This window comes from Spirosoma profusum (assembly GCF_014699005.1).
In the GTDB taxonomy this organism is placed as follows: Bacteria; Bacteroidota; Bacteroidia; order Cytophagales; family Spirosomataceae; genus Spirosoma; species Spirosoma profusum.
Map to the genome: position 1 here is coordinate 96968 of NZ_JACWZY010000012.1, position 22897 is coordinate 119864.

Annotated in this window: 16 protein-coding genes; 7 read left to right on the forward strand and 9 right to left on the reverse strand. The window is 48.0% G+C overall.

Translation table 11 applies throughout. From position 1 onward, the window contains the following. Nucleotide 1: 1 nt before the first annotated feature. Nucleotides 2-1225 (reverse strand): GDSL-type esterase/lipase family protein, encoded by a 1224-nt coding sequence (locus IC229_RS15570; RefSeq protein ID WP_190887921.1) that lies wholly within the window; start codon nt 1223-1225, stop codon nt 2-4. A 167-nt stretch (nt 1226-1392) separates the two neighbouring features. On the opposite strand from IC229_RS15570, the gene IC229_RS15575 reads away from it, so the two are divergent. The 5 genes from IC229_RS15575 (at nt 1393) to IC229_RS15595 (ending at nt 10745) form a co-directional block, all read left to right on the forward strand. Next, nucleotides 1393-2004, forward strand: a complete 612-nt coding sequence (locus IC229_RS15575; RefSeq protein ID WP_190887922.1) for an RNA polymerase sigma factor — start codon at nt 1393-1395, stop codon at nt 2002-2004. 78 nt (nt 2005-2082) lie between these two features. Continuing rightward, a complete protein-coding gene (locus IC229_RS15580) occupies nt 2083-3183 on the forward strand; it encodes a FecR family protein (RefSeq protein WP_190887923.1) in 1101 nt (366 codons plus the stop codon). Between the two features lie 339 nt (nt 3184-3522). Further along, nucleotides 3523-6906, forward strand: a complete 3384-nt coding sequence (locus IC229_RS15585; protein WP_190887924.1) for a TonB-dependent receptor — start codon at nt 3523-3525, stop codon at nt 6904-6906. Between the two features lie 18 nt (nt 6907-6924). After that, nucleotides 6925-8379, forward strand: a complete 1455-nt coding sequence (locus IC229_RS15590) for a RagB/SusD family nutrient uptake outer membrane protein (protein ID WP_190887925.1) — start codon at nt 6925-6927, stop codon at nt 8377-8379. Beyond that, nucleotides 8376-10745: a PDZ domain-containing protein gene (locus IC229_RS15595; RefSeq protein WP_190887926.1), complete on the forward strand. Its 2370-nt coding sequence runs from the start codon at nt 8376-8378 to the stop codon at nt 10743-10745. Before IC229_RS15590 ends, IC229_RS15595 begins: the two co-directional genes overlap by 4 nt. A gap of 41 nt (nt 10746-10786) precedes the next feature. On the opposite strand, the gene IC229_RS15600 is transcribed toward IC229_RS15595, so the two are convergent. Beyond that, a complete protein-coding gene (locus IC229_RS15600) occupies nt 10787-14308 on the reverse strand; it encodes a putative Ig domain-containing protein (protein WP_190887927.1) in 3522 nt (1173 codons plus the stop codon). A 117-nt stretch (nt 14309-14425) separates the two neighbouring features. Here IC229_RS15600 and IC229_RS15605 point away from each other — a divergent pair, with 117 nt between their 5' ends. Next, a complete protein-coding gene (locus tag IC229_RS15605) occupies nt 14426-14587 on the forward strand; it encodes a hypothetical protein (RefSeq protein WP_190887928.1) in 162 nt (53 codons plus the stop codon). Here IC229_RS15605 and IC229_RS15610 read toward each other — a convergent pair. Both IC229_RS15610 and IC229_RS15615 read right to left on the reverse strand, forming a co-directional pair. Beyond that, entirely contained in the window at nt 14584-16155 is a 1572-nt protein-coding gene (locus IC229_RS15610) for a DUF4394 domain-containing protein (RefSeq protein WP_223834010.1), read from the reverse strand. The genes IC229_RS15605 and IC229_RS15610 overlap by 4 nt on opposite strands. Nucleotides 16156-16317: 162 nt before the next feature. Beyond that, nucleotides 16318-17076 (reverse strand): Nif3-like dinuclear metal center hexameric protein, encoded by a 759-nt coding sequence (locus tag IC229_RS15615; protein WP_190887929.1) that lies wholly within the window; start codon nt 17074-17076, stop codon nt 16318-16320. 189 nt (nt 17077-17265) lie between these two features. Here IC229_RS15615 and IC229_RS15620 point away from each other — a divergent pair, with 189 nt between their 5' ends. Then, the gene (locus tag IC229_RS15620; RefSeq protein WP_190887930.1) at nt 17266-18531 is read left to right on the forward strand and encodes an MFS transporter; all 1266 of its coding nucleotides are present in this window, start codon (nt 17266-17268) and stop codon (nt 18529-18531) included. Here the strand turns inward: IC229_RS15620 and IC229_RS15625 are convergent. From IC229_RS15625 to IC229_RS15645, 5 genes are all read right to left on the reverse strand, one after another. Continuing rightward, on the reverse strand, nt 18528-18983 hold the full coding sequence (locus tag IC229_RS15625) for a hypothetical protein (RefSeq protein WP_190887931.1): 456 nt from the start codon (nt 18981-18983) through the stop codon (nt 18528-18530). The two genes, IC229_RS15620 and IC229_RS15625, sit on opposite strands and share 4 nt — an antisense overlap. Nucleotides 18984-19156: 173 nt before the next feature. Beyond that, the gene (locus tag IC229_RS15630; protein ID WP_190887932.1) at nt 19157-19861 is read right to left on the reverse strand and encodes a M57 family metalloprotease; all 705 of its coding nucleotides are present in this window, start codon (nt 19859-19861) and stop codon (nt 19157-19159) included. 15 nt (nt 19862-19876) lie between these two features. Continuing rightward, nucleotides 19877-20230, reverse strand: coding sequence for a hypothetical protein (locus IC229_RS15635; protein ID WP_190887933.1), 354 nt, complete (start codon nt 20228-20230; stop codon nt 19877-19879). Between the two features lie 400 nt (nt 20231-20630). Beyond that, nucleotides 20631-22226 (reverse strand): N-acyl-D-amino-acid deacylase family protein, encoded by a 1596-nt coding sequence (locus tag IC229_RS15640; protein ID WP_190887934.1) that lies wholly within the window; start codon nt 22224-22226, stop codon nt 20631-20633. Between the two features lie 141 nt (nt 22227-22367). Continuing rightward, a complete protein-coding gene (locus IC229_RS15645; protein ID WP_190887935.1) occupies nt 22368-22859 on the reverse strand; it encodes a DinB family protein in 492 nt (163 codons plus the stop codon). Nucleotides 22860-22897 lie beyond the last annotated feature (38 nt).

A 22897-nucleotide genomic window follows, 5' to 3' on the forward strand; every position in this document is an offset into this window, starting at 1 on the left:
TCTACTTTAGCTGAGTAAGCTGATACGTTGCGGATTTGGGCTGGCGGCTTACCGCAATTTGTCCTTCCAGCCATTTAATGATTAAACTTTGCTCTTCCAGCCCCTTTTTGTGCCGTCCCTGCTCGTAAGATCGGAAGCCGATAATGTAGGTTCGATTCAGGGGGCGGTATTGAAAAAAGAACTGTTCGTTCTTCTTCAAAATCATTTGCCGCAACTCCGCCGATTGCGTAAAAGCTGGCCCCTGCCGAATGACAACACCATCGGCCCATTCTTTTGCTGACGCCGTTTTTACATCGTCGTTATCGATAGTAAGCGTATAAAATCCTTTTTTCAGTCCCGAAATTTTAATCAGTCGTCCGTTGTTCACATCGATGATTTTTCCGTCCTGTTGCGGGGCCACTAATGGCAGGTACGTATCATCCACTTTGAAACTCAGATTCCCGGTCGATTTATCGAAATTGATCATTTTAGCGGGCGCAATGGCATCCGCCGATTTCGTTACGTCGATATTTATTTCGCCGAAACGCGAGTTGAGACCAAGTCCTTTTTCAAGAATAGTAGCCAGATAATAGTAGCCCGTTTCGTTCAGGTGAATACCGTTGTCGGTTATCATGGCCTTTTTACTGACTTCCTGAACCGGTTTAAACAGATCGATGTAGCGTTTTTTACGATCCGAAGCCAATTTGGAAATGGCCGATGCGTATTGCTCCAGTTCGGCGTTACGTTGCGTCAGTTTATCAGCGGATTGCCCCGACAGAATTGGAATTGGCGATAAAAGAATGGTTTTCGCGCCGAGCGAGTCAATCTTGTTGATCAACTGGTTTAAACCCTGCTGGAAACGTGGCAGTCCCGATTCGCCTTCCTGCGCTTCAATACCTCCGTAGGCGATAAAAACCACCGTCGGTTTGGCCTTCGCGATTTCGTTGATTAACGCTTCGTAGGGAGTCGGTGGCGTCGTAATATCACTACGTCCATCGCCAAAAACGTCGTCGCCCGACCAGCCCAGGTTTCGATACGTTACGTCCCGGTCTGGCCACCGCGTGGTTAAAGCCAGTTCCAGATAGCCAAATTGCATGTCGTTCTCGAACAGCGAATTACCCAGAAATACGACCCGGTCGCCCGATTGGAAATTGAATGGTTCTGCTACGTTCTGTCCGCGAACGAACTGGCTGGAGAAACAAAGTAGTAGATGTATAAGTAAGCCTGGTAGGATCGGTTTTCGCATCAGTAAGCGTATATATGGGTATTGGCACAAATAACAATGAGTACGTTGATTTTACCTAAAATCAAAAGCTCAAATCAACCAAAGTTTAATCACCTACATTGGTTTCAAAATATTTATTTTTAAAGTATAAATTTAAATTTGACAGTATCTTTTCGTTTTTATTCCCCATGCATTCGAATACGGTAGATGATGATGCGCTGTTATGGCATCAGTTTCAGCAGGGCGATTCGGCATCGCTCGGGAAACTGATGACCAAACATTATACGGCGCTGATTCACTACGGTACGAAGTTCAATCGAAATACCGACTTCATCCGCGATTGCATGCAGGATATATTCGTGGAACTCTGGAATCGGCGGGCAACATTGAGTTCGCTTAGTACGGCGCAAGTCAGGCCGTACCTGATGACGATGCTACGTCGGCTGCTGCATCAACACTATTTGGACCAGCAGCGATACGATTTTCAGCCTATTTCGGAGGATAGTGATACGTCATTCTTCGACATTTCATTTTCGCCGGAAGATCAGTTTATTTCCAATGAGAATCTGCATCAACATGCAAATCGCGTCGGTCAATTACTGGATAAACTGCCGCGTCGGGCTAAGGAAGCGATATATCTTCGCTTTTACGAAAATTTAGACAGGTCTTCCATTGCCCAGATTATGGGAATATCCGAGCAATCCGTTTCTAATTTGTTTCAGACCACGTTTCGGCAGCTACGTCAGCAAATAAATACCGAGTTCTTCTGGCTCTGTTTGCTGCTTTTTTACTGGCTCTGAAATAATTCCCGGAATTTTTCCACCAAAAGCAGTATCCGCTTATTTGTTTTCCCTATCAGGTAATGAACGTGATTTATCATGCCTGACTACGTAACATTCACTACCGAAGATTTTCTGGCCGATCCGTTTTTCCAGGGCTGGGTCAGGAATCCTACGGCTGCGAATGAAGCCTTCTGGCAGGAATGGCTCACGCAGCATCCTGAACGAATGGATGAAGTGAAACTGGCTCGTCAGCTTTTACTGAGTTTGCAGACGGAACAGCCCGTTATCAGTCCGGAGCAGATTCAGGAGGATGTACAGCGAATGTTGCAAAAAATCAGCGTGCAAAATCACCGGCAACCTTTCCAGACTGTATCGCGCACGAACAACATCAGGTGGTTAGCTATAGCCGCAACGGTCCTGCTCTTGCTGGGTATTGGCTGGTGGTTTACTCGTCCCGAAAATGGGGCAGTTATTGGGCCGCAGCTAACGTCGGTTCAAAAATCAGATGGCATGCAGGAGCAACGTAACGATACGCAACAACCTCTTCGAGTGAGCCTGCCCGACGGCAGTGTTGCTACGTTGTCGCCCAGGTCTGTGCTAACGTACCCAGCGGTTTTTAGCGATTCGAGCCGGGAAGTCAATCTGGTTGGTGAAGCGTTCTTCGAGGTAACCCGTAATCCTGACAAACCGTTTCTGGTGTATGCTGACCAGATTGTTACGCGTGTATTAGGAACGAGTTTCCGCGTAAGTGCCTACCCTCAACAACAGCAATTAACCGTAGCGGTACGTACGGGAAAAGTAGCCGTGTATGCCCGTGCTACGTCAGAAAATACGCACAAAGGCGTTGTCGATAAACGTATTATTTCGCTCACGCCCAATCAGCAGGTCAATTTCTCAAAAGCAGATGCCGCCTTCCGGAAAACGCTGGTCGAAAAGCCAGCGGTGATTGACCAGACCGTTAAAATCAACGATTTTGATTTCGACGAAACGCCCGTCAGCGATGTACTTCAGCGGTTTGAGAAAGCCTATGGAATCGACATCATTTACGATTCTGATTTGCTACGTGACTGCGCACTGACAGCCTCCCTTGCCGACGAAACCATGACCGAAAAACTGGCGATCGTTTGTAAGGGCATCGGTGCTACGTATGAGATTATCGACGGTAAAATTGTGATTCATTCAACAGGATGCCGGTAATGAAGTGGCTTAAACTATTGGCTATAAACGATCTATATATTTTTGTCATGCTGACGAAGGAAGCATCTTAAAGCATCCTGATTCGTGAGTGATGAAACGTTAAGATGCTTCGTGCCTCAGCATGACAAAAAATAATCAGCATGACAAAAAATCAACTAAACACCTAACCCTGCCTATGCCCCAACTCAACTTTCTCACCTGATAAACGAACGAAGCCGACGGTGCGGCCAGGCACCATCGGCTTCTAAAGCTCCCTCTATTTTCTCAGCCCGAGCATCCAAAAAATTTGGATGAGAGGAATTGGTTTGTCTGTTTTTCAACAAAAACCCGCTAAATCTAATGAAAAAATCATTAACGCTTACGCTAATGAAAATCACTGCCATTCAGCTTTTTGTGGCGTTGATACTAACCGCCGTCAGCTACGCTGGCGACGTAGAAGCGCAGGAAGTTCTCGAACGTAGAGTCAACATAACCATTGAACAGGCTACCCTGAAACAGGCGCTGATGCAGGTCAGTCAGGTAGCCAACGTAAAATTTGTTTTCAACTCAAAAGTGATACGTTCGGATGAGCGTGTTTCGATTACGGCCCACAACGAACGGCTGGCCGACGTACTGAACCGATTACTTAAACCGCGCCATGTTCAGTACGAAGTGGCTGGTAAACAGATAATTTTTTCCCGGACGGAGCCGGAAGCATCACTGGTGCCAGACCTTCAATTCGACAGCAACAAGCCGCCGAAAATTACCGATGTATCTGTTTCAGGTACGGTTCAGGACGAAAAAGGAATTGGTTTGCCGGGTGTAAGTATCGTCCTCAAAGGAACAAATCGCGGATCTACAACCGATGCCCAGGGAACGTATCGAATTGACGTTCCCGATGCCAGTGCCGTCCTGATTTTCAGTTTTGTAGGGTATCGGAGTCAGGAAGTTTTGGTCGGGAATCAGACTCAATTGAACGTAACGTTGCTGCCTGATAATCAATCGCTGAACGAAGTCGTGGTGGTTGGCTATGGATCGGTCAAAAAGTCGGATTTAACAGGTTCGGTGTCGTCGGTCGGTGCGGATAAGATCACGCAGGTAAAAGGTATTTCCAACGTAGCGCAGGCTTTGCAGGGTTTTGCCGCCGGGGTTCAGGTTAATCAGTCGTCGGGGCAACCGGGCGAGGCCATGATCATTAAAATACGGGGTACAAATTCGATCAGCGGAGGAAACGCACCTTTATACGTAGTGGATGGGCTTCCGCTGGATGGCTTGAGCGCCCAGCTTAACCCCGACGATATAGATCGAATTGAAGTCCTCAAAGATGCCTCATCTACAGCCATTTACGGATCACGAGGGGCGAACGGTGTTATCATTATATCTACCAAAAAAGGTAAAGAAGGCAAACCAAAGATTTCGTATAATGGCTATTATGGTGTTCAGAGTCTCCGCAAAAAAGTTGATCTGATTGGCGCCCGCGACTTTGCCATTTTACAGAATGAAGTAATAACCAACGATAATGCGTCGGGTCTGAATACGCCACAGAAAGCTTTACCCTGGACGACTGCGCAAATTGACTCGCTGGGCGGGCGAGGCACCGACTGGCAGGATTTGGTGTATCGAAATGCCATTGTTCAGAATCATGATCTATCGGTTAGTGGCGGTTCGCAGAATCTGAAATATTATACCTCGTTCGGCTACTACGATCAGGATGGGATTATTCGCAATTCCAATTTCAAGCGCATGTCTTTCCGCGTTAATCTGAGCTACGACATCAGCAAAAAATTATCGGTCAGCAACAGTTTTTCGCTCCAGAATTCAATCTACCGCCAGGCGATTTACGCCGGAGCCGATGGCGGTGGTGGTATTCCCTTTACCACGATGGTGATACCACCAACGCAGGGGCCCTACGACGCCAATGGCAATTACACAAAATTTACCGGCGTCTCGTATGGCGAAACCAACCCGCTGGGCCTATCGACCGAACTGTATAATCCATCGGCCAACCTACGACTCATCGGCAATACGACGCTTGTGTATGAACTGGTTAAGGGACTGAAGCTGAATACCAGCGTGGGTATCGATGGCGGCTACACCAAAAGCGATTACTACGCCCCATCGACAATCAGCATTGGGCAGCCGGGTGGAAAGGCGTCCAAGGGTTACAGTAACACCAGTACGTTCGTTACCGAAGATTACCTGACCTATTCCACAATCATCAACAAACACACAATTGATGCGCTGGGCGGTTTTACGTATCAAAGTAATCAGTCCGAAAACCTAAACAGCGGTACCGGTATTGGCTTTATTACCAACGACTTTACCAACAATAACATTAGTGCCGCCACCACGCCGGGCCTGCCCAGCACTGGTTATTCAGACAGTAAACTGGTGTCGTATCTGGGTCGCTTGAATTATAATTTCGGCGATAAGTACTACGTTACGGTAACCGGTCGATACGATGGTTCGTCGCGGTTTTCAGAAGATAAAAAGTTTGCGTTCTTCCCATCGGGGGCCTTCGCCTGGCGTATTTCGGAAGAGCCATTTATGAAACAAATTCCGACTATTTCGACCCTGAAGCTTCGAACAACGTATGGGTTTTCCGGCAATCAGGCAATTGCCAATTACCAGACGCTTGCCCGGCTTACCAATACGAACGTAGTATTTAGCAATGTCAACAACATTGCCTACGTGCAGGGCTCATTGGCGTACAATAACCTGAAATGGGAAACCACCCGCCAGTTAGACATCGGCCTTGATCTGGGTTTCCTGCGCGACCGAATCCAACTCACGCTGGACTATTATGACAAGAAAACCGAAGATCTGCTACTGAATGTTGGTCTGCCTACGTCGTCGGGTTTTAGTACGGTTCTGCAAAATATTGGTGCTGTTCAGAATCGTGGTTTTGAGTTTCAGCTGACCACCGTAAACACCACAGGCGCGCTACGTTGGAATTCGGTCGTAACCATTTCGCACAACAACACCAAGGTACTACAACTGGAAAATGACCCGCAGGGCAATCCTGTTACGTATAAGGAAGTCGGCGCTGGCGGCAACTGGTTCCCGATACAGGTGGGACAGTCGATCAATGAATTATACGGCTACAAAGTGTTGGGCATTTATCAGACCAACGATGAAGCCGTGAAAAATGGCGAACCCACCAAACGGGCTGGCGATTATAAATTCTGGGACCGCGATGGTAATGGCGTAGTAGATGGCAACGACCGGTCCACGCTTACGCACCTGACGCCCAAAGTGACCTTTGGCTTCAATAACAACCTGACGTACAAGAATTTCAACCTGTCGCTACTGTTCGTGGGTTCATTGGGAAATGACATTGTCAATGAGTTCAGGAAATATAATATTACGTTAAACGGCAACTGGACACCTACCAAGGAAGCTTTTAACCAACGCTGGACCGGCTCTGGGAATGGGTTCGATGTTCCCTCTTCGAAGAGTGGTAGTTCCATTCGCGATTACGCCAACAGTTTATGGGTCGAAAACGGCTCCTACGTAAAGCTGCGCGACATTACGTTAGGCTACACCTTACCTACTACGTTGCTGAAGTCGGCGAAGATTTCATCAGTCAATGTGTATGTGAGTGCGCAGAACTACCTCACCATTACCAAATACACGGGTTACGACCCGGAAGTTTCCTGGAGTGCAGCTTCTGTAAATGGCTGGGACCGAGGGAACTATCCATCTATGAAATCAATCACCGCTGGTTTGAAAGTTGATTTTTAATGTAACTGAAACACGACCATGAAAAATTATATAATCGCTCTAGTTATTGGATGTTTTCTGGCTGTTACGTTGTCTGGCTGTCAGGAAGATCTAATTGAAAAACCCAAGACGTTCGTTAGTCCAAACACGTTTTTTGCCAATGCCGATGGTTACGAACAGGTTGTGAAAGGCATTTACTCAACGCTGCCCAGTCTGTTCACTGCCAATGGCATGATGATGCGGGAAATGTTCAGCGATTACAGTGGTTCACCGTCGCCCTCGTATGAGCAGGCGCTGCCAACGTACCAGAATAATCACCAACCCTTTTTCTACAATGTGCGGGGCGAGTGGGCGAATGAGTACACGATCATAAAAAATGCGAATTTCATTCTAAGTTACCTTGACCCCGCCACCAATCTGTCAGCTACTAAAAAGAAGGAACTTACTGCTGAAGCCAGGTTTTTACGCGCTTTTGCGTATTTCCAGTTGGTGCAGTTTTTCGGCGATGTGCCTATTCGCACAACCCCACTGAGCGATTACAATCAGGCGCAGGCTCCCCGTTCTCCGCAGGCCGATGTGTATAAGTTAATTCTTGACGATTTGATATACGCCGAAGCGAATCTGCCGGAGCAAACAACTCAGCAGGGGCGCGTTTATAAACTGGTAGCAACTGCCCAACTGGCTAAAGTGTATCTGACGATGGCCGGTAATCCGTTGAAACAGACGCAGTATTTTCAGAATGCTCGGGAAAAAGCGCTGGCCGTCATCAATTCGGGTAAATTCCAGCTCGTTTCCGATTATGCACTGTTATTTCACAACACGGCTTACACGACTGAGAGTATCTGGGAGCAACTTTTTCGAACTGAAGTTGGCGGCAACGGTTTGCAGGCGTTGAGCAGCACCGCAAAAGGATTTATACCGATACTCTTGCCGTCGAGCTGGTTCATCAGCAGTTTTGCCAAAGGTGACCAACGTAAAGAATGGGGAATCAAACAGAATTATAAAGGGCCCGATGGCGCTACGTTGGCACCGTTTTACCAGAAGTTTGTAAACACTACGTTCATCGACGCAGGAGCCACGCCTTCAGGTGTCATCAATGGCTATACCGTACCATTTTTACGCCTGGGAGAAATCTACCTGATCGCTGCCGAAGCCGAGAACGAAGTCAGTGGTCCGGCCAATGCTTATCAGTACATTAATCGTATTCGCCAACGGGCGCGGGTTACCAAAAGCGATGCGACGAACGTACCGGATTTGGCCAGCCTGTCGAAAGAACAGTTCCGGGAAGCAGTGTATATGGAACGCAAATGGGAACTGCACGAGGAAGGCAACGCGTGGTTCGACTTAAAACGTACCGGGACCCTGACCAAAATCCAGACGATACGTAGCGCCGATCTGGTACGTCCAATTGGTACGTATAATGATACGTGGTACATTCCTGATAACGAGATTCAAAATAATACCATTGACCAAAATCCATCTTACGGAAAATGACCCATCCTTTCCAACTGGTACGTAACGTAATAAGATGTACGCTGGTCGGCTGGCTGGGTTTTGCTACGTCGGGGTACGCCCAAACCCGAATTTTTGTTGCTCCGTCGGGAAGTGATAAACAGGCTGGTACGTTGGCATCGCCACTGGCAACGCTCGACAAAGCGCTGGCGAACGTAAAAACAGCCCCGCAGAACGAGGTACACATCTATCTACGTAACGGCGTCTATTATTTACCCAAAACGCTACGTATCACTCCGCAGCAAATTGGCAATAAGACGCTGTTAATCAGTGCTTACCAACGTGAGCAAGTCGAGCTAAATGGCGGACGAAAACTGGCGTTACGTTGGCAAAAATCCGACAACGGAATCTGGACAGCGAACGTAGCAGGCGAACCGTTTGAGCAGTTGTACGTCAACGGGAAGAAGCAGGTGCTGGCTCGTTATCCAAACTACGATTCGACGGCCCACGTATTTAACGGAACAGCCGCCGACGCCATCAGCCGAACGCGGGCGAGTCGCTGGAAAAATCCGGTGGGTGGCTACGTTCACGCCATTCACCGGCACGAGTGGGGCGGTTTTCATTACCGCATAACGGGCAAAACGGGGGATACGCTTAGCTATGAAGGTGGCTGGCAGAATAACCGACCGATGGGGATGCATAAGAACCAGCGTTTTGTCGAAAATATTTACGAGGAATTGGATGCCCCCGGCGAATGGTTTTACGACAAAACCACCCAAACGCTTTCGTTCATCCCTCCCGCCGGTCTTGACCTAAACACAGCCGTTGTGGAAGTATCGCGCCTAAAATCGTTGGTGGAGTTGGTTGGGGCGCCAGAGGCACCGCTACGTCAGGTACGTATTCAGGGAATCCGGCTGACTAACACCGAACGCACGTTTATGGAGCCGTATGAACCGCTGCTACGTAGCGACTGGATGCTGTACAGAGGGGCAGCGGTTTATCTGGAAAACACTGAAAACTGCCGTATCGAGTCCTGCGAACTTACCCATCTGGGTGGAAACGCCATTCTCGTCAGTCGATATAATCGGAACGCAACGGTTAATGGTTGCCATATTCATCACGTGGGCGCTACGGCCATTGGTTTTGTGGGGGATACGTCGGCGGTTCGTTCTCCTGCATATCGGTATGAGTGGTTTGTGCCTTATGCCAAGATGGACCTTCGGCCGGGGCCGAAAAATAATCGGTATCCGGCGAACTGCACAGCCAGCGACAACCTCATTCACCACATCGGCGAGATTGAAAAACAGGCTACCGGCGTCGAAATATCCATGGCTTCCGACATTACGGTACGTCATAATACGATTTATCAACTACCCCGCGCGGGCATCAACATTGGCGACGGTACGTGGGGTGGGCATCTGATTGAGTTCAACGATGTGTTCGATACGGTTCTCGAAACCGGCGATCATGGTTCATTCAATTCCTGGGGGCGCGACCGCTTCTGGCATCCCAACCGAAAAACGATGGATAGTCTGGTAGCGGCTCATCCCGAATTGATTAAGCTCGATGCGCAGAAACCGGTTGTCATCCGAAATAACCGGTTCCGCTGCGACCACGGCTGGGACATAGACCTCGACGATGGCAGTAGTAACTTTCTCATTTCCAGTAATCTACTATTGAATGGCGGATTGAAATTTCGGGAAGGATTTTACCGTACCGCCGAAAACAATGTGATTCTGAATAATTCCTTTCATCCGCACGTCTGGTTCAAAAACAGTGAGGATGTGTTTCGGAAAAACATCGTCATGCGTGGCTATTTCCCGATTCAGGTGAATTATTGGGGCAAAGAGCTGGACAACAATTTCTTCCCCGACCAGACCGCTCTACAAAAAGCACAACAAAACGGCACCGATGCCCACAGCCAATTTGGCGACCCACAATTTACTAATCCTAAGCAGGGCGATTACAGTGTAGAAAAGGGAAGTCCCGCGCTGGCGGTTGGTTTTCAGAACTTCCCGATGAATAAGTTTGGCGTTCAGAAAGCGTCTTTACGAGTTTTAGCCCGTTCGCCGAAACTCCCTGAGTTAATCAATTCGCACAAAGAATCGAACGTAGCGGAGACGACCTGGTTAGGCATTCGGATACGTAACGTGCAGGGTCCGGGCGACCGGTCGGCGTTTGGATTGCCGGATGAAAAGGGGGTCGTTGTGCTCAACGTACCCAAAGAAAGCAAATTGGCCGCATCAGGTTTACAGAAAGACGACGTAATACGAAGCATCAACGGCACCGACGTAGCAACCATCACTCAACTGGTGAGTATGCAGCAGCAACTGCATTTTATGAGCACCATACCCATTCGCGTGATGCGAAATCAACGTATCGTAGAGGTTCAATTGCCTGTGAAGTGAAAACAGAAAAGTGGTTTTGAACCGCTTTTCTGTCACAAACGCTAATTCAATCTAAGTTTACTTCCTGAAGCATATATCAGTTGGCCTGACGGGCTGAAGGTCACTCGAAGGGCATTTCCCGTATAGCTAGCTGGCAGCGTTACAGCGTGATTCAGCGTCATTACGTCTGTACTGACCGGTAAACGTCCACACGACCAGACCGTCGGATCATCCCAGGCGCCAGCTTTGATCGTAAACATATTTACACAAGCCGTCGAGTTAGTCACTGTAATCTGGAACGTAGTCGAAAGAGTCAGTCCGCCTGGATCGGTAACCACAACCGTTACCGTGAAAGGCGAACCAACCGTAGAGGAAGGTGTGCCACTGATTGTTGACGGGGCCGTAAACGTGAGCCCAATTGGTAATCCACTCACTTCCAGGGCGAGGCCGTTCGGCGTTTCTGCATCGGTAAAATTACTGGCGGAAATAAGCAGAAGAAAAGGCTGGTTCACAGGGGCTACTTGTGGCCCAATGCTCTGAACCACAGCAGGATTTGTGTTGGATACCGGCAACACACTTAGCGTAAACGTAGTCGAAACCGACAAACCGATTGGATCGGTAGCCACGATCGTTACAGTAAATGGTGAACCAACCGTGGTAGAGGGAGTGCCTGAGATGGTAGTTGGGGCGGAGAAACTAAGTCCATTGGGTAATCCACTCACCGTCAGGGTAAGGTTATTGGGGGTTTCTGCATCAGTGAACGTACCGGAGGGAATAGTAAATAAATAGGCCGTCTCTACAGTTGCCGTCTGTGAAGCAATAAGCTGCGCCACCGTTGGAGGTGTTTGGGGTGGAGGGCTTACCGTCAGCAGGAACGTAGTGTTTACCGACAAATTGCCTGGATCAGTGGCAATTACTGTTATTAAAAAAGGAGAGCCGACCGTAGTAGAGGGCGTTCCTGAGATGATATTCGGTGAAGTAAAGCTAAGTCCAGCAGGCAATCCAGCCACACTTAGTGTAAGGTTATTCGGCGTTTGGGCGTCGGTGAACGTAGCAGAAGGAATGGTAAAGATATAACTTACGTTTAACGTAGCAGTCTGTGAGCCAATGCCCTGCGCTACAGTTGGTGGTGTATTTTTATCCGTAATCGTTACACTCACCGAATTTGTAGCAATGCCGTTATAGGCCGGATCGGTGCTGGTAGTAGTTTGAATTATGTGGGCAGTATGCATGCCCTCCACTACGTTGTCATCAATAGCGGTTACGCTCACCGTCTGGGCTATGCTATAGGAAGATGGTGTGAATGTCAGCGAAGTAGGACTAACTGACAACTGTGAACCAGGATTGATAGACACGATTACATTGGCCACCGGCTGACTGTTGAGCTTAACCATATATGAATCAGTAGCTCCGCCTTCAACAACGGTTGTGCTGCTGCCGGATTCAACGACCAGCACCCGATTCAGCGGAACGTAATAACCACCCGGATTACCCAGATTACCCGTTGTGGCTATATACGAATTCTGACCATCGCCAACGACGGCAAGTTGATACGTAGCAGTCTGATTTAAGCCCAGATTGGCAGGTGCTGTCCAACCGCTTACGTCGTTTGTACGTACCGAACCTGAAATAGTTTGATCATCAAACGTCAGTCTATCCACCAGTGTAGCCGACGTATTGTAAATATTTATTTCATCGCTACGTCCAAGATTCTCTGTATTTCCACCAAGCACTTTAACCGAAGTGGGCAGATACCAGGCTCTTCGGAAAACGGACACATCGGCCTCCGTCACAACAACCGATTCGCCCGGTTGCACGATGCCTAAGCCACTCAGTGAAAATGAACCTGCCTGACGCGAATTATCGTCGTAGCTCCAGCCAGTCAGATTAACGGATGCATTACCCACATTAGTTAATTCGAAATATTCGCCGGGCGTACCACTGTACATATATTCGGTGATACGGATGATGCCCACTGGAGTCGAGCTAACCGAGAAGGAAAACATAGCAGTGGTCATATTACTTGCCGGATCGATGGCCGTGATCGTGACCGACGACAACCCTCCCGTAGTAGGTGTACCGCTAATTGCCCGGGTGACGACATTAAACGACAAGCCATTGGGAAGGCCTGTAGCGGCATAAAGAAGCGTCTGACTCTCTGGGTCGGTGAAAGCCGGTACTACGTAGCTAAACGAGACGCCCACGGTGGCAGTCTGATTACTGAGCGAAGCGGCAACCGATGGCTGATTGGCGTTAATAAGTATCCCCAAAGTGGCCGTTACTGAAGCTCCTGCCGGATCGGTGGCTACTACTGTTACCGTATTGGGGCCGCTGACCGTTGGTATACCAGAAATAATACGTGTCACATTATCGGCACTCAGACCAGCCGCTACACCCGTGATGATGTAAGCAAGTGTCTGACTCTCCGGGTCCGTAAAAGTGGGTACAGTATAGCTGAAGGGTACGGCAACAACACCGTTCTGGTCGGAAATAGCAGGAGCAACGGGGGGCAGATTAGCCGAGCCTACCGTCGTGCTAACTGTGGCCGTAGAGCCGTTATTAACCTTATTCGATTCTGTAATGGTGTTGGCCTCATCAACAACAGCAGCACCGGGCTGTACAGTAATAGTACCCTCAGTGGGCGACGATACAGTAACTGTCAACCTAGCACTGCTACTGGCGGATATAGCCCCCCCTTCAAAGGATACGACACCACCTGATTGCGTCGCCGTGAAATTGTCTGCTTCAGTTGCACTGACGTAAGAAACCCCCGCTGGCAGCGTAAACGAAACCGGTACGTTGGTAGCCGTAGCATTGCCTATGTTGCCAACAACCAAACTATATATAAAGGGTTGGTCCACAATGGCCGACGATGGGCCTGCCACAGACACGGTCAGATCGGGTTGAGCCGGAATGTTAACTCCCTTTACCGTTACCATGTCGAATCGCCAATTTCCTGATGTTGCATACGTTGAGCCTGGATTGGCAGCCGTATAACTTGTAGGACTAACCGCTGGAACCGAAAATTCCGCAACGATACGGAAACGAACATCGGTACGATTATCAATGGCCGTGATGGATGATAAATCGTACTGGTTGTTGTTATAGAATTGATCGCCTGCTGTAGCGGAAAAGGGCGGTGTGACATCCGTGTAAGACGTGCCCCCATCGGTAGAGTATTGCAGGCGAGCTCTATTGACAGCTGTATTGCTAAAACGTTGATCCCAGGAAACCGTCAGACTCTGGAAACCAGTCGTTGCAACCCGGAATTCGATACCGGCGGTTTTATTGTTTTGGGTAGCAGACGGAAAGTTGGCAACGCCATAGCCTGTGTTGTCAGAAGCTGCCGGATCACTTGAGCCAGACCCGTTGGCAAACGATCCTGTTGTACCACCGACAGTGCTTAAACTACCTGTGCCCGTCGACGGCGTTGTCGTGCCCGTACTGTTGGATACATCAGAGGGAACAGAATTGAAATTCCATTGAGTGATAGTCGTTTGCGCCCAACTGGCCGACCCCATTAGCCATAGCGCTAAAAGGGGAAAGCAAGTCAGAAAAACACGACGCAAGGAAACGTGCTTCATAAACTGATTATGGCTGTTACGGATTAAGAGTTCAGACGCTCAATGGGAGAAAGTATCTGATTAGCACAAAATTACAACTCAACTTCACACGATCGGCTATAGTAACAATCTATTACTATGGCGCTTGTTAATGAGCCAACGTCTACAAAAAATAATCGGCACCGAAAAGCTAAGCTTCCGGTGCCGATTATTTTTTTTATCCATCCCGAACGCCCTGGTGATGACGTTTGTCATCACCAGGGCGTTCGGGATGACTCTATTCAGGAGAACCTGTCTTAAAAACCTAAACCGAGCGCAAAGCCGCGAACGGTCGGGTTACCCGGAATGGTGGCCACAGCCGAAGCAGCACCAGACCCTAAATTGATGCTATATATGGTTGTTGTTCCACCAGAACGTAGCAGTGCATAACCCATATTGCTCGTGCCGCCAATATCGAATCCATTGCCCCCTTCGGCACTAAAGCCCAGACCACCAACTGGAACCAACGTACCATTATTTGGTGGATTTTGGATAACCAACGTAGCGTTGGCCGTACGAATGTCAATGTCATACAACGTAGTAGCCGTAGAACCAGCGAAGTTGTTGGTATAAGCCGCAGCTGTTACAACGGGCGAGCCTGGATTCAACGGTGTGTCCTGAGCGGCCAGCGTTCCATCATTTGGATTGAGACGCAAATCCTGACCACTGTTGGTAACCACCCGAATCCGGTCAACGGTTGGGTTGAAGTCGAAGCCAATGTCCGTGCCGGACAGCGTCGGACTGAATGGGCCACCGCCAACAGCTGTAGCAGCTCCCGTACCCAGATTGATGGTATACAGACGGCTCGTACTGCCCAGTACGTACAACTGTCCATTCGCCGGACGGAAATCAAGCCCATAAACCGTTTCGCCCGGTTGCATACCTGTAATCGCTTTCGCAACAGGCGATGGCGACATCGGGTTGAAGATCCACAGATTGTTCGAACCATCAGCCGAATAAGCCACCGGCTCCGTTGGAATGGCCAATCCTACGATGCTCATTCCTCCTGGCAAACCACCCAGATATTCAACGCGGCCGTTGCTCAGATTCACCTGATAAAAACCCTGCGTATTGTTGCTGATCAGGGCAGCCACAGCGTCGCCATTAGGTGCAATATCGAAACTTCCCGTACCAGCGATGTCGATGCCCAGCATACCTACTTCCACCAACGTACCATTATTAGGGGGGTCCTGCCGGTATAATTTGTCGGTAATCGGATCGATGTCATACAACGTAGTGGTGGTTGCGCCCGACCGGTTGTTGGTATAGGCTGCACCCGACAGTGCCACGCCCGGAACACCATTAATCGCACCATCTGCCATAGCAAGACCTCCCGTTTCTGGATGCAGCCGTAGGTTCTGGCCTTTGTTCGTAATAAGGCGAATCCGGTCGACGGTTGGGTTGAAATCAAAGCCCACAACGTCGCCATTGACAGCGGGCGAGAAAGGGCCTGTTCCCAAGGCTGTTGCTACCCCACTCGCCAGGTTGATCATGTACAACCGGCTCCCGTTACTAACCGCATAAAGTTGCCCCGTTGCCGGGCGAAAATCAATCGCTGTCAGGCGTTCATTGTTCAGTACACCGGTAACCGTTATGGTGCCCATATTAGCCGACGGATTCTGGGTATTCAGCTTAATAAGCTGATTATTATCGGTCAATACGTAGAACATGAAATCAGCCGATAATCGGGCGTTAGCCGTATTTACCTGTGGCTCAAGTTGTACCTGAGCATCACGGCAGGATTCGAGTGTCATCAGGGAGCCAACAGTCAGCAAACCCATGAAAAGGCGGAGTGGTTGTTTGTAGCGCATAACTGTAGTTTTTTTCATTCGGGAGTCGTTAAATGATAAATGAAAACGATACTCACAGGGCTATACGGCTACGATCATAAAATAGATTTGCAAAAATTAAAAATTCGTTAAAAAACAATTTAACGGTATTTATCCAATCTACGAACGTAGTGCATTCGGATAACGTAACAGGTTATGGGTTTACATGTAAATCACGCATTCGACAGGCCAACGCGTATGAATTAACTCAGCTAACACCTGCAATCCCCACACTTCAGAACGTTGGTGCCCAATAGCGACCACGGCTATACCAGTCTCATCGACAGCCACTTGGGCAGGCTTTCGATACGCTCCCGTCAGGTACATATTCGCCCCTCGCCCATCCGCTTCCCGAACAAGGGCATCGGTCATGGCACCTACTACGGCAATGCGAGAGCTTTCGGCATTCCAGCCACTAGCGAGGTGCCCAGCTTCGGCTCTGTCGTAGCCGCCAAACAATTCTTTAATTCGGGTCAGCCAGCTATCGAACTCATCTTCCGCTACGTTCACAATCATGCCCAGCGGTCGTTGGGGCAGGATTGTGCCATCGTCGGTAACCGACTGCTTATAGCCAATTGGCTCAGGCGGAGACGTAGCACCTAGTTCATGCGCCAGTTGCCTGTTATGGCCTACCGTCATCGTTTCATCGAAAGGCAGATGGTGCGACAGTACGCCAATATCGGCGGGTATTGTTGAGAGATCGAGTTGCCAGGGGCGGTGCAGCCAGATGGCGTCGAGGTGTTGTTCAGCTATCCATTCGGCCAGCGTCGGAAACGGTTCCAGTGCCAGGCCGATACGTCGTATGGATCGTTTTGAGGGGTAATAAATTCCACCCTGTTCATCGGCTGGATAGTTTTCAGTAGTCAGTTCGCTACGCAGGAAATCCCCAATCTCCTGAAGCGAAGGATGTTCTGTATTCATACTTCTTTAAACTACCCTTATTCTTTATGGTTATTTTTTTAACCACAAAGAGCGCTAAGGTTTACGCAAAGTACCGCGAAGCACTCTGCGAATCCTTGCGTAAACCTCTACGCTCTTTGCGGTTTGAAAAGCGAAATCCTGAATAAAAGCGTATGTTTATCCACCTAAATTCCTAAGCTGATCAGTACAATGACCCACTGGCGTATTAAACTTTCACTGATTCTCAACTATTTCGTATTTGCGATTCTGCTCAATAGTGTAGGCACAGTTATCTTACAGGTTCAGAATAACTACGGCGTTTCCGAATCTTCGGCCAGCGTGCTCGAAGCATTTAAAGACCTCACCATTGCCCTTGTCTCGTTTCTGATCGCGTCATACATCACCCGGATTGGCTACAAACGGGCGATGCTTTTCGCACTTGCTTTGGTAACACTGGCCTGTCTGTTGATGCCGCAGGTACCCGCCTTCTGGACGACCAAATTGCTCTTTGCCGCTACCGGTGCTGGATTTGCCCTCATCAAAGTGTCCGTTTTTGCCACTATCGGTCTGATAACGAACGATGCCAACGAACACGCCAGTTTCATGAATTTTCTCGAATCGTTTTTCATGATTGGCGTATTGTCGGGATATTTCCTGTTCAGTGCTTTCGTAGATGACAAGAATCCCCAATCGACGAGCTGGTTAACAACGTACTACGTGTTGGCTGGAATTTCGCTGATAGCTTTCCTTCTCCTACTCAGCACATCCATCGACGAGTCGGGCGTTCGTCACGAAGCGACAAAGAGTTTTGCCGACGATCTGGGCGATATGCTACGTCTGGCCATTTTACCCGTTGTACTCGTATTTATTTTTACGGCCTTCGTCTACGTACTGATGGAGCAAGGCATCATGAGCTGGCTCCCAACATTCAACAGCAAGATTCTAAAGTTACCCGTTTCGCTGAGTATTCAGATGGCCAGCATTCTGGCGGCTTCAACGGCGGCTGGACGTTTTCTGGCGGGAGTTCTACTGAACAGAATTTCGTGGTACTGGCTTCTGATGATTTGCCTTGTAGTATCGGCGGGGTTGGTTCTGCTGGCGCTTCCGCTGGCCGCTTCGGTCGATGGGAGTAACGTAACGGGTTGGGGCGATGCGCCGGTTGCAGCTTTTGTTTTCCCGCTCATTGGCCTTTGCATTGCGCCAATTTACCCGGCCATCAACTCGGCAATTTTAAGCAGTCTGCCGCTACGTCAGCACGGGCCAATGGCTGGTCTGATCGTCATTTTCTCCGCACTGGGAGGAACAACTGGCTCCATCATCACAGGACACGTTTTTGAAGCCTACGGCGGTCAGACAGCCTTTTACTTTTCGCTAATCCCCATCGGCCTGCTTCTGCTGCTAATCACCATATTTCACCGAATGCAGCAGAAAACCGGCCGGGAAGTGAAGCTGGTGTCAGGTGTGGGAGGGCATTAAGGTTTGCTTTTTTCGTAGGTATAGAGATTGCCGTCTAATTCGGTATTATCGAAAATCAGTTTCGTTGAACAAACGCTAAAAACACCCTGATTCAATGTTACAACGGATGTACCTGATGACTTATTGATCGTTTTGTACCTGATCGATTTGTCAGGCTGCTCTAAAACTAATTGATAACTGATGGTTTCTTTACCTTCCTCGTATAAAGTAGCTTTCTGTTGATCATCAATGGCCATTTCAAGTAATTTATCCGGGGTTTTGACATCTCCTGTCCATCCAGATTTACTTGATACCAGTCGCCAACGTCCTACAGCTTGTTTTTTAGCTTCACTAAGACCAATGGTTGATGATCCACAATCTTCTTGGGCAATTGATTTTTGCTGACAGTTAACCAGTAAGCTCGATCCTATCATAAGGACAGAAGCTAGCAAGATTTTAAGTAAACTTTTCATGGTACTAATGTTTATCCCAATGACCATATTCATAGACAAAGGGTTGGAATACCTTTCTCCGAAATAAACCATACTCCTCACTATCTTCAAATCAATTCTTTAATTGAGAAGGGAGAAGTATGGTTATAAAATTCGCTGTATGTTCATTTCAATGTAATGAGTACTTCAAAATATCAATTCAATGTACGATCTCCAGTTTTAAGAATTGTTCCTCCCGGATTTCCTACTTCATGTATCCAGATATCATAAACACCTGGAGTAAGAAGAGGGCGAAAATTGGCATTATTCGGTATATCTGCCTTGTTAATCAAAACACCTGATTTGAAAATCTTACACGTAACAGTTGTTGAACAGAAACGGGATATTTGCCATCGGATAAGACATTCCCTAAAGAAACCTTGCGGAGCAATAAGATCAAACCATATTTGGGTCATTACATCATCTCCATATACGGCTCTTAGAGCGGATATATCCCATTCAGAAAACGAACTCCACTGTGGAATAGAGTTTGAGTCGGTCGTAAGGCCCGTGGCTGGACCACTATTGAAAACAGACTGTGGGTCACTTGATGGTGAAAATGGAGCCTGGAAATTGTTGAAATTACCAAGATCTGTGTGCATGAAACCAAAGTTGTGCCCAATTTCATGAGCGATTGTGTAATGCAGTCGACTATCTGTCATTGATTCAGATTGAAAGTTAAGATCAATCGTTGGCCCAGGATTACAATTTGACGGCCACGTACCCAACCCATATTCTCCAGCCGCGAAACTTGAATTATACCGTATGGTAATATCTGGGGAATACAGTTCAGTATAGTACATGTTAACTCGGCAAAAGGAAACGTCATTCCAACTATTGATTGCCGCTTGAGTTGCCACAATGACTTTTTGCCTCTAGGTTTCATTCGGAAAGCTATGGTCAACGGTTACAGCTACGTTTGGTGCATGCCAGGAAGATACCAGAGGAGTGAAGTCGACAAGTGTCTGGCTCTTTTTAGCATTCTTTGATTTTTTAGGCTTATCAAATTTGATATCTCCCTGTACAACCCAGTAGTCTCCTTTATCAACGACATCACTTTTCTTAAATCCCAAGGCTAAGATCTTTTTTAAAACAACGTCTGTTTCGTCCAATTTGACCGTTGAGGCCGCTGGGATTGTGTCATCCGGATGACAAGATGTAATTAGGAGTAGACCAACGCAGAGCACAGTAGTAGCTGCATACCGAATTGACTTTACGAAAAAGTTCATAACTTTGACTGGTTTAATAGTGAAACATTGAACTGCTCAAAGCCCCGCGTCCGGTCGCCAAACTGTCGTGGGGCTTTTACTATTTGAAACCGTTTACCAAGAGAATAGTTACTAATAATAAAAAAAGTACAAACAACACTCTTAATAAGATAGTCAATTAACAAGTATACAGATGTTGTAATTTTTACACATGAACACCCTAACTGTCACTAAATCGCTGTCGATTATTATTAACAATCTTGTATATATTGTCGGATATATAGTTTATTTAACAGTAGACTTTTCTACCGTAATATAAAATTTCTTAAAAAAATTAAATAGATATATTATTACGGACTGAAGAAGCTTGCTGAATAGGCATGGCAAGTTCAACTCGCAGTTTAGTGTAGCCTACATATAATTATTTCCCCACTATATATCCCGGTCCCATCAGCAATTGACCCGGTCGCTGGCCGTTGTGTTTTCCATTTTCAACCACAGGCGTTCCGTTGACTAATACGTAAGAGATGCCGGTTGTGTAAGCGTGGGGCTGGTCATACGTAGCGCGATCGGCAACGGTTTTTTCATCGAACAGAACAACATCGGCGGCATAACCCGGACGTAGCAAACCCCGATCTGCGAGTCGGAAACGTTGCGCGGGAAGTGATGTCATTCGGCGGATGGCTTCTTCAAGAGGGATAATATGCCGTTCGCGAACGTAGTGGCCCAGTACGCGGGCATTGGTGCCATACGCGCGGGGATGCGGCATTCCCGACCCAAATTTCGCTACGCCCGCATCCGAAGCAATCATAGTGTTTGGATACCGAAGAATATTCTCTACGTCGGTTTCCGACATAGTGTGGTACACCATCTGAATACGTTTCAGGCTGGCTTTTTCCATCAATTCCATGACCAGTTCAGCCTCCGTTTCGGCGTTGTTCTTACGGCCCAATTTCTGATTGATGGCGCTGATACTCTTACCATTGAACGTAGTATCGGGTTTGTAGCTGGCCACGACCGCGTACTCGTAATTCTTCCGCAGGTTCTTCCTGAGTGTTTCCAGCATTTCATTACGTATTTTGGTACGTATCGCCGGATCATGAAAACGGATCATCACGGCAGAATCCCCATCAGCCAGCGCCCATGATGGTAAAATACTCTCTAGCGACGTACTGGAAGCGGTGTATGGATACTGATCGACCGTTACGTCCAAACCTTCCCGACGAGCGGCTTCCACCAGTTCAACCGTTTCGGTGCTTTTGCCCCATAATGGCTTACTGGCTACTTTAAAATGCGAAATTTCTACTGGAATATTTGCCTCGCGACTAATCTGAATTGCCTCGGTAACAGCATCCTTTACGTTCTGTCCCTCGTTACGTATGTGCGATGCGTACACACCACCGTAGCGCGCTGCCGTTTTGGCCAGATTCACCACTTCGGGCGTACGGGCATACGTACCGGGCGTGTAGATGAGCCCTGTAGAGATGCCCACAGCTCCGTCTTTCATAGCCTGTTCAACCAGCGCTTCCATATCAATCTGTTCGCGGGCGGTTGGTTCGCGAAAAGCCATTTTCATGACTTTCATACGTACCGAATTATGGCCAATCAGCGCACCCACGTTAATCGACGTTTTCATCAGTCGCAACGTATCGAAATACATTTTCAGATTTGAACTCGACCCGCCACAGTTGCCGGTTATCACTGTCGTAACGCCATCATGAATAAAATTGGGAGCGCCGGGCTGAGCTTCGAGACTACCTTCTACATGGGCATGTACATCGATGAAACCCGGCGCCACAATCAGCCCTTTAGCATCAATGGACTGTTTAGCATCGGCCGCCGGAATCGTTCCGACGCGGGCGATACGTCCATTCTGAATGGCAATGTCGGCATAAACCCATGGATTACCCGTTCCATCGACAACGCGGCCGTTTCGGATAACCAGATCATAAGGTTGAGCGAGAAGAAGACCGGGAAGAAAAATAGAAAATAGCAGTACGTAAAGACGAGAATACATAGATCGAGTCAGTGGGCTAAAAAAGAGAATGAACCAATATGACTCTTTTTCTGCGCAAAATCAACCGGAATGATGTATGAAGTAGGATGCATGATATATCTGCTGTGAAAAATACATCATACATCCTAGTTCATACATCATTTAATTCTCGTCAGCACTTGGCCCGTAACTGCCAGGAATGGGAATATCGAGCAATCGAAGGAAAACGCCCATTTGAGCGCGATGATGAACAATCTGGTTGAGTGCGGTACGGATAACTTCGTGTTTGGGCGACGTAAAGTAGATTTCGGCTCCGCTACGTAACGTCCAGGGATCATTCAGGACAGCCTCACTTTCAGGCACAAGCAGCGATTTACCATCAGCCAGACAGGTTTCCAGATACGTCATCAGTTCAGCAGTATTATTGATCTCATCTTCTTTGTACGGGTTTGCCTCAAAATCCAGTCCATCGGTTGCTATCGCCATAGTTACCCACGTTGGCAAATTCGCGATATGCGTAGCCAATTGCCTGACTGTCATACTTTTTTCATGGGGTTTCCAATCGTATTTATCGTCAGGAATGCGTTGTAACATTTTGCGCGTTGTCTGGGTCTCCTGCTCAAGTTCGGTCAAAAACACGGGTATCAGTTGCATAGGATTTTGTTTGGTTTATTGTTCGTTACAAAGGTAAA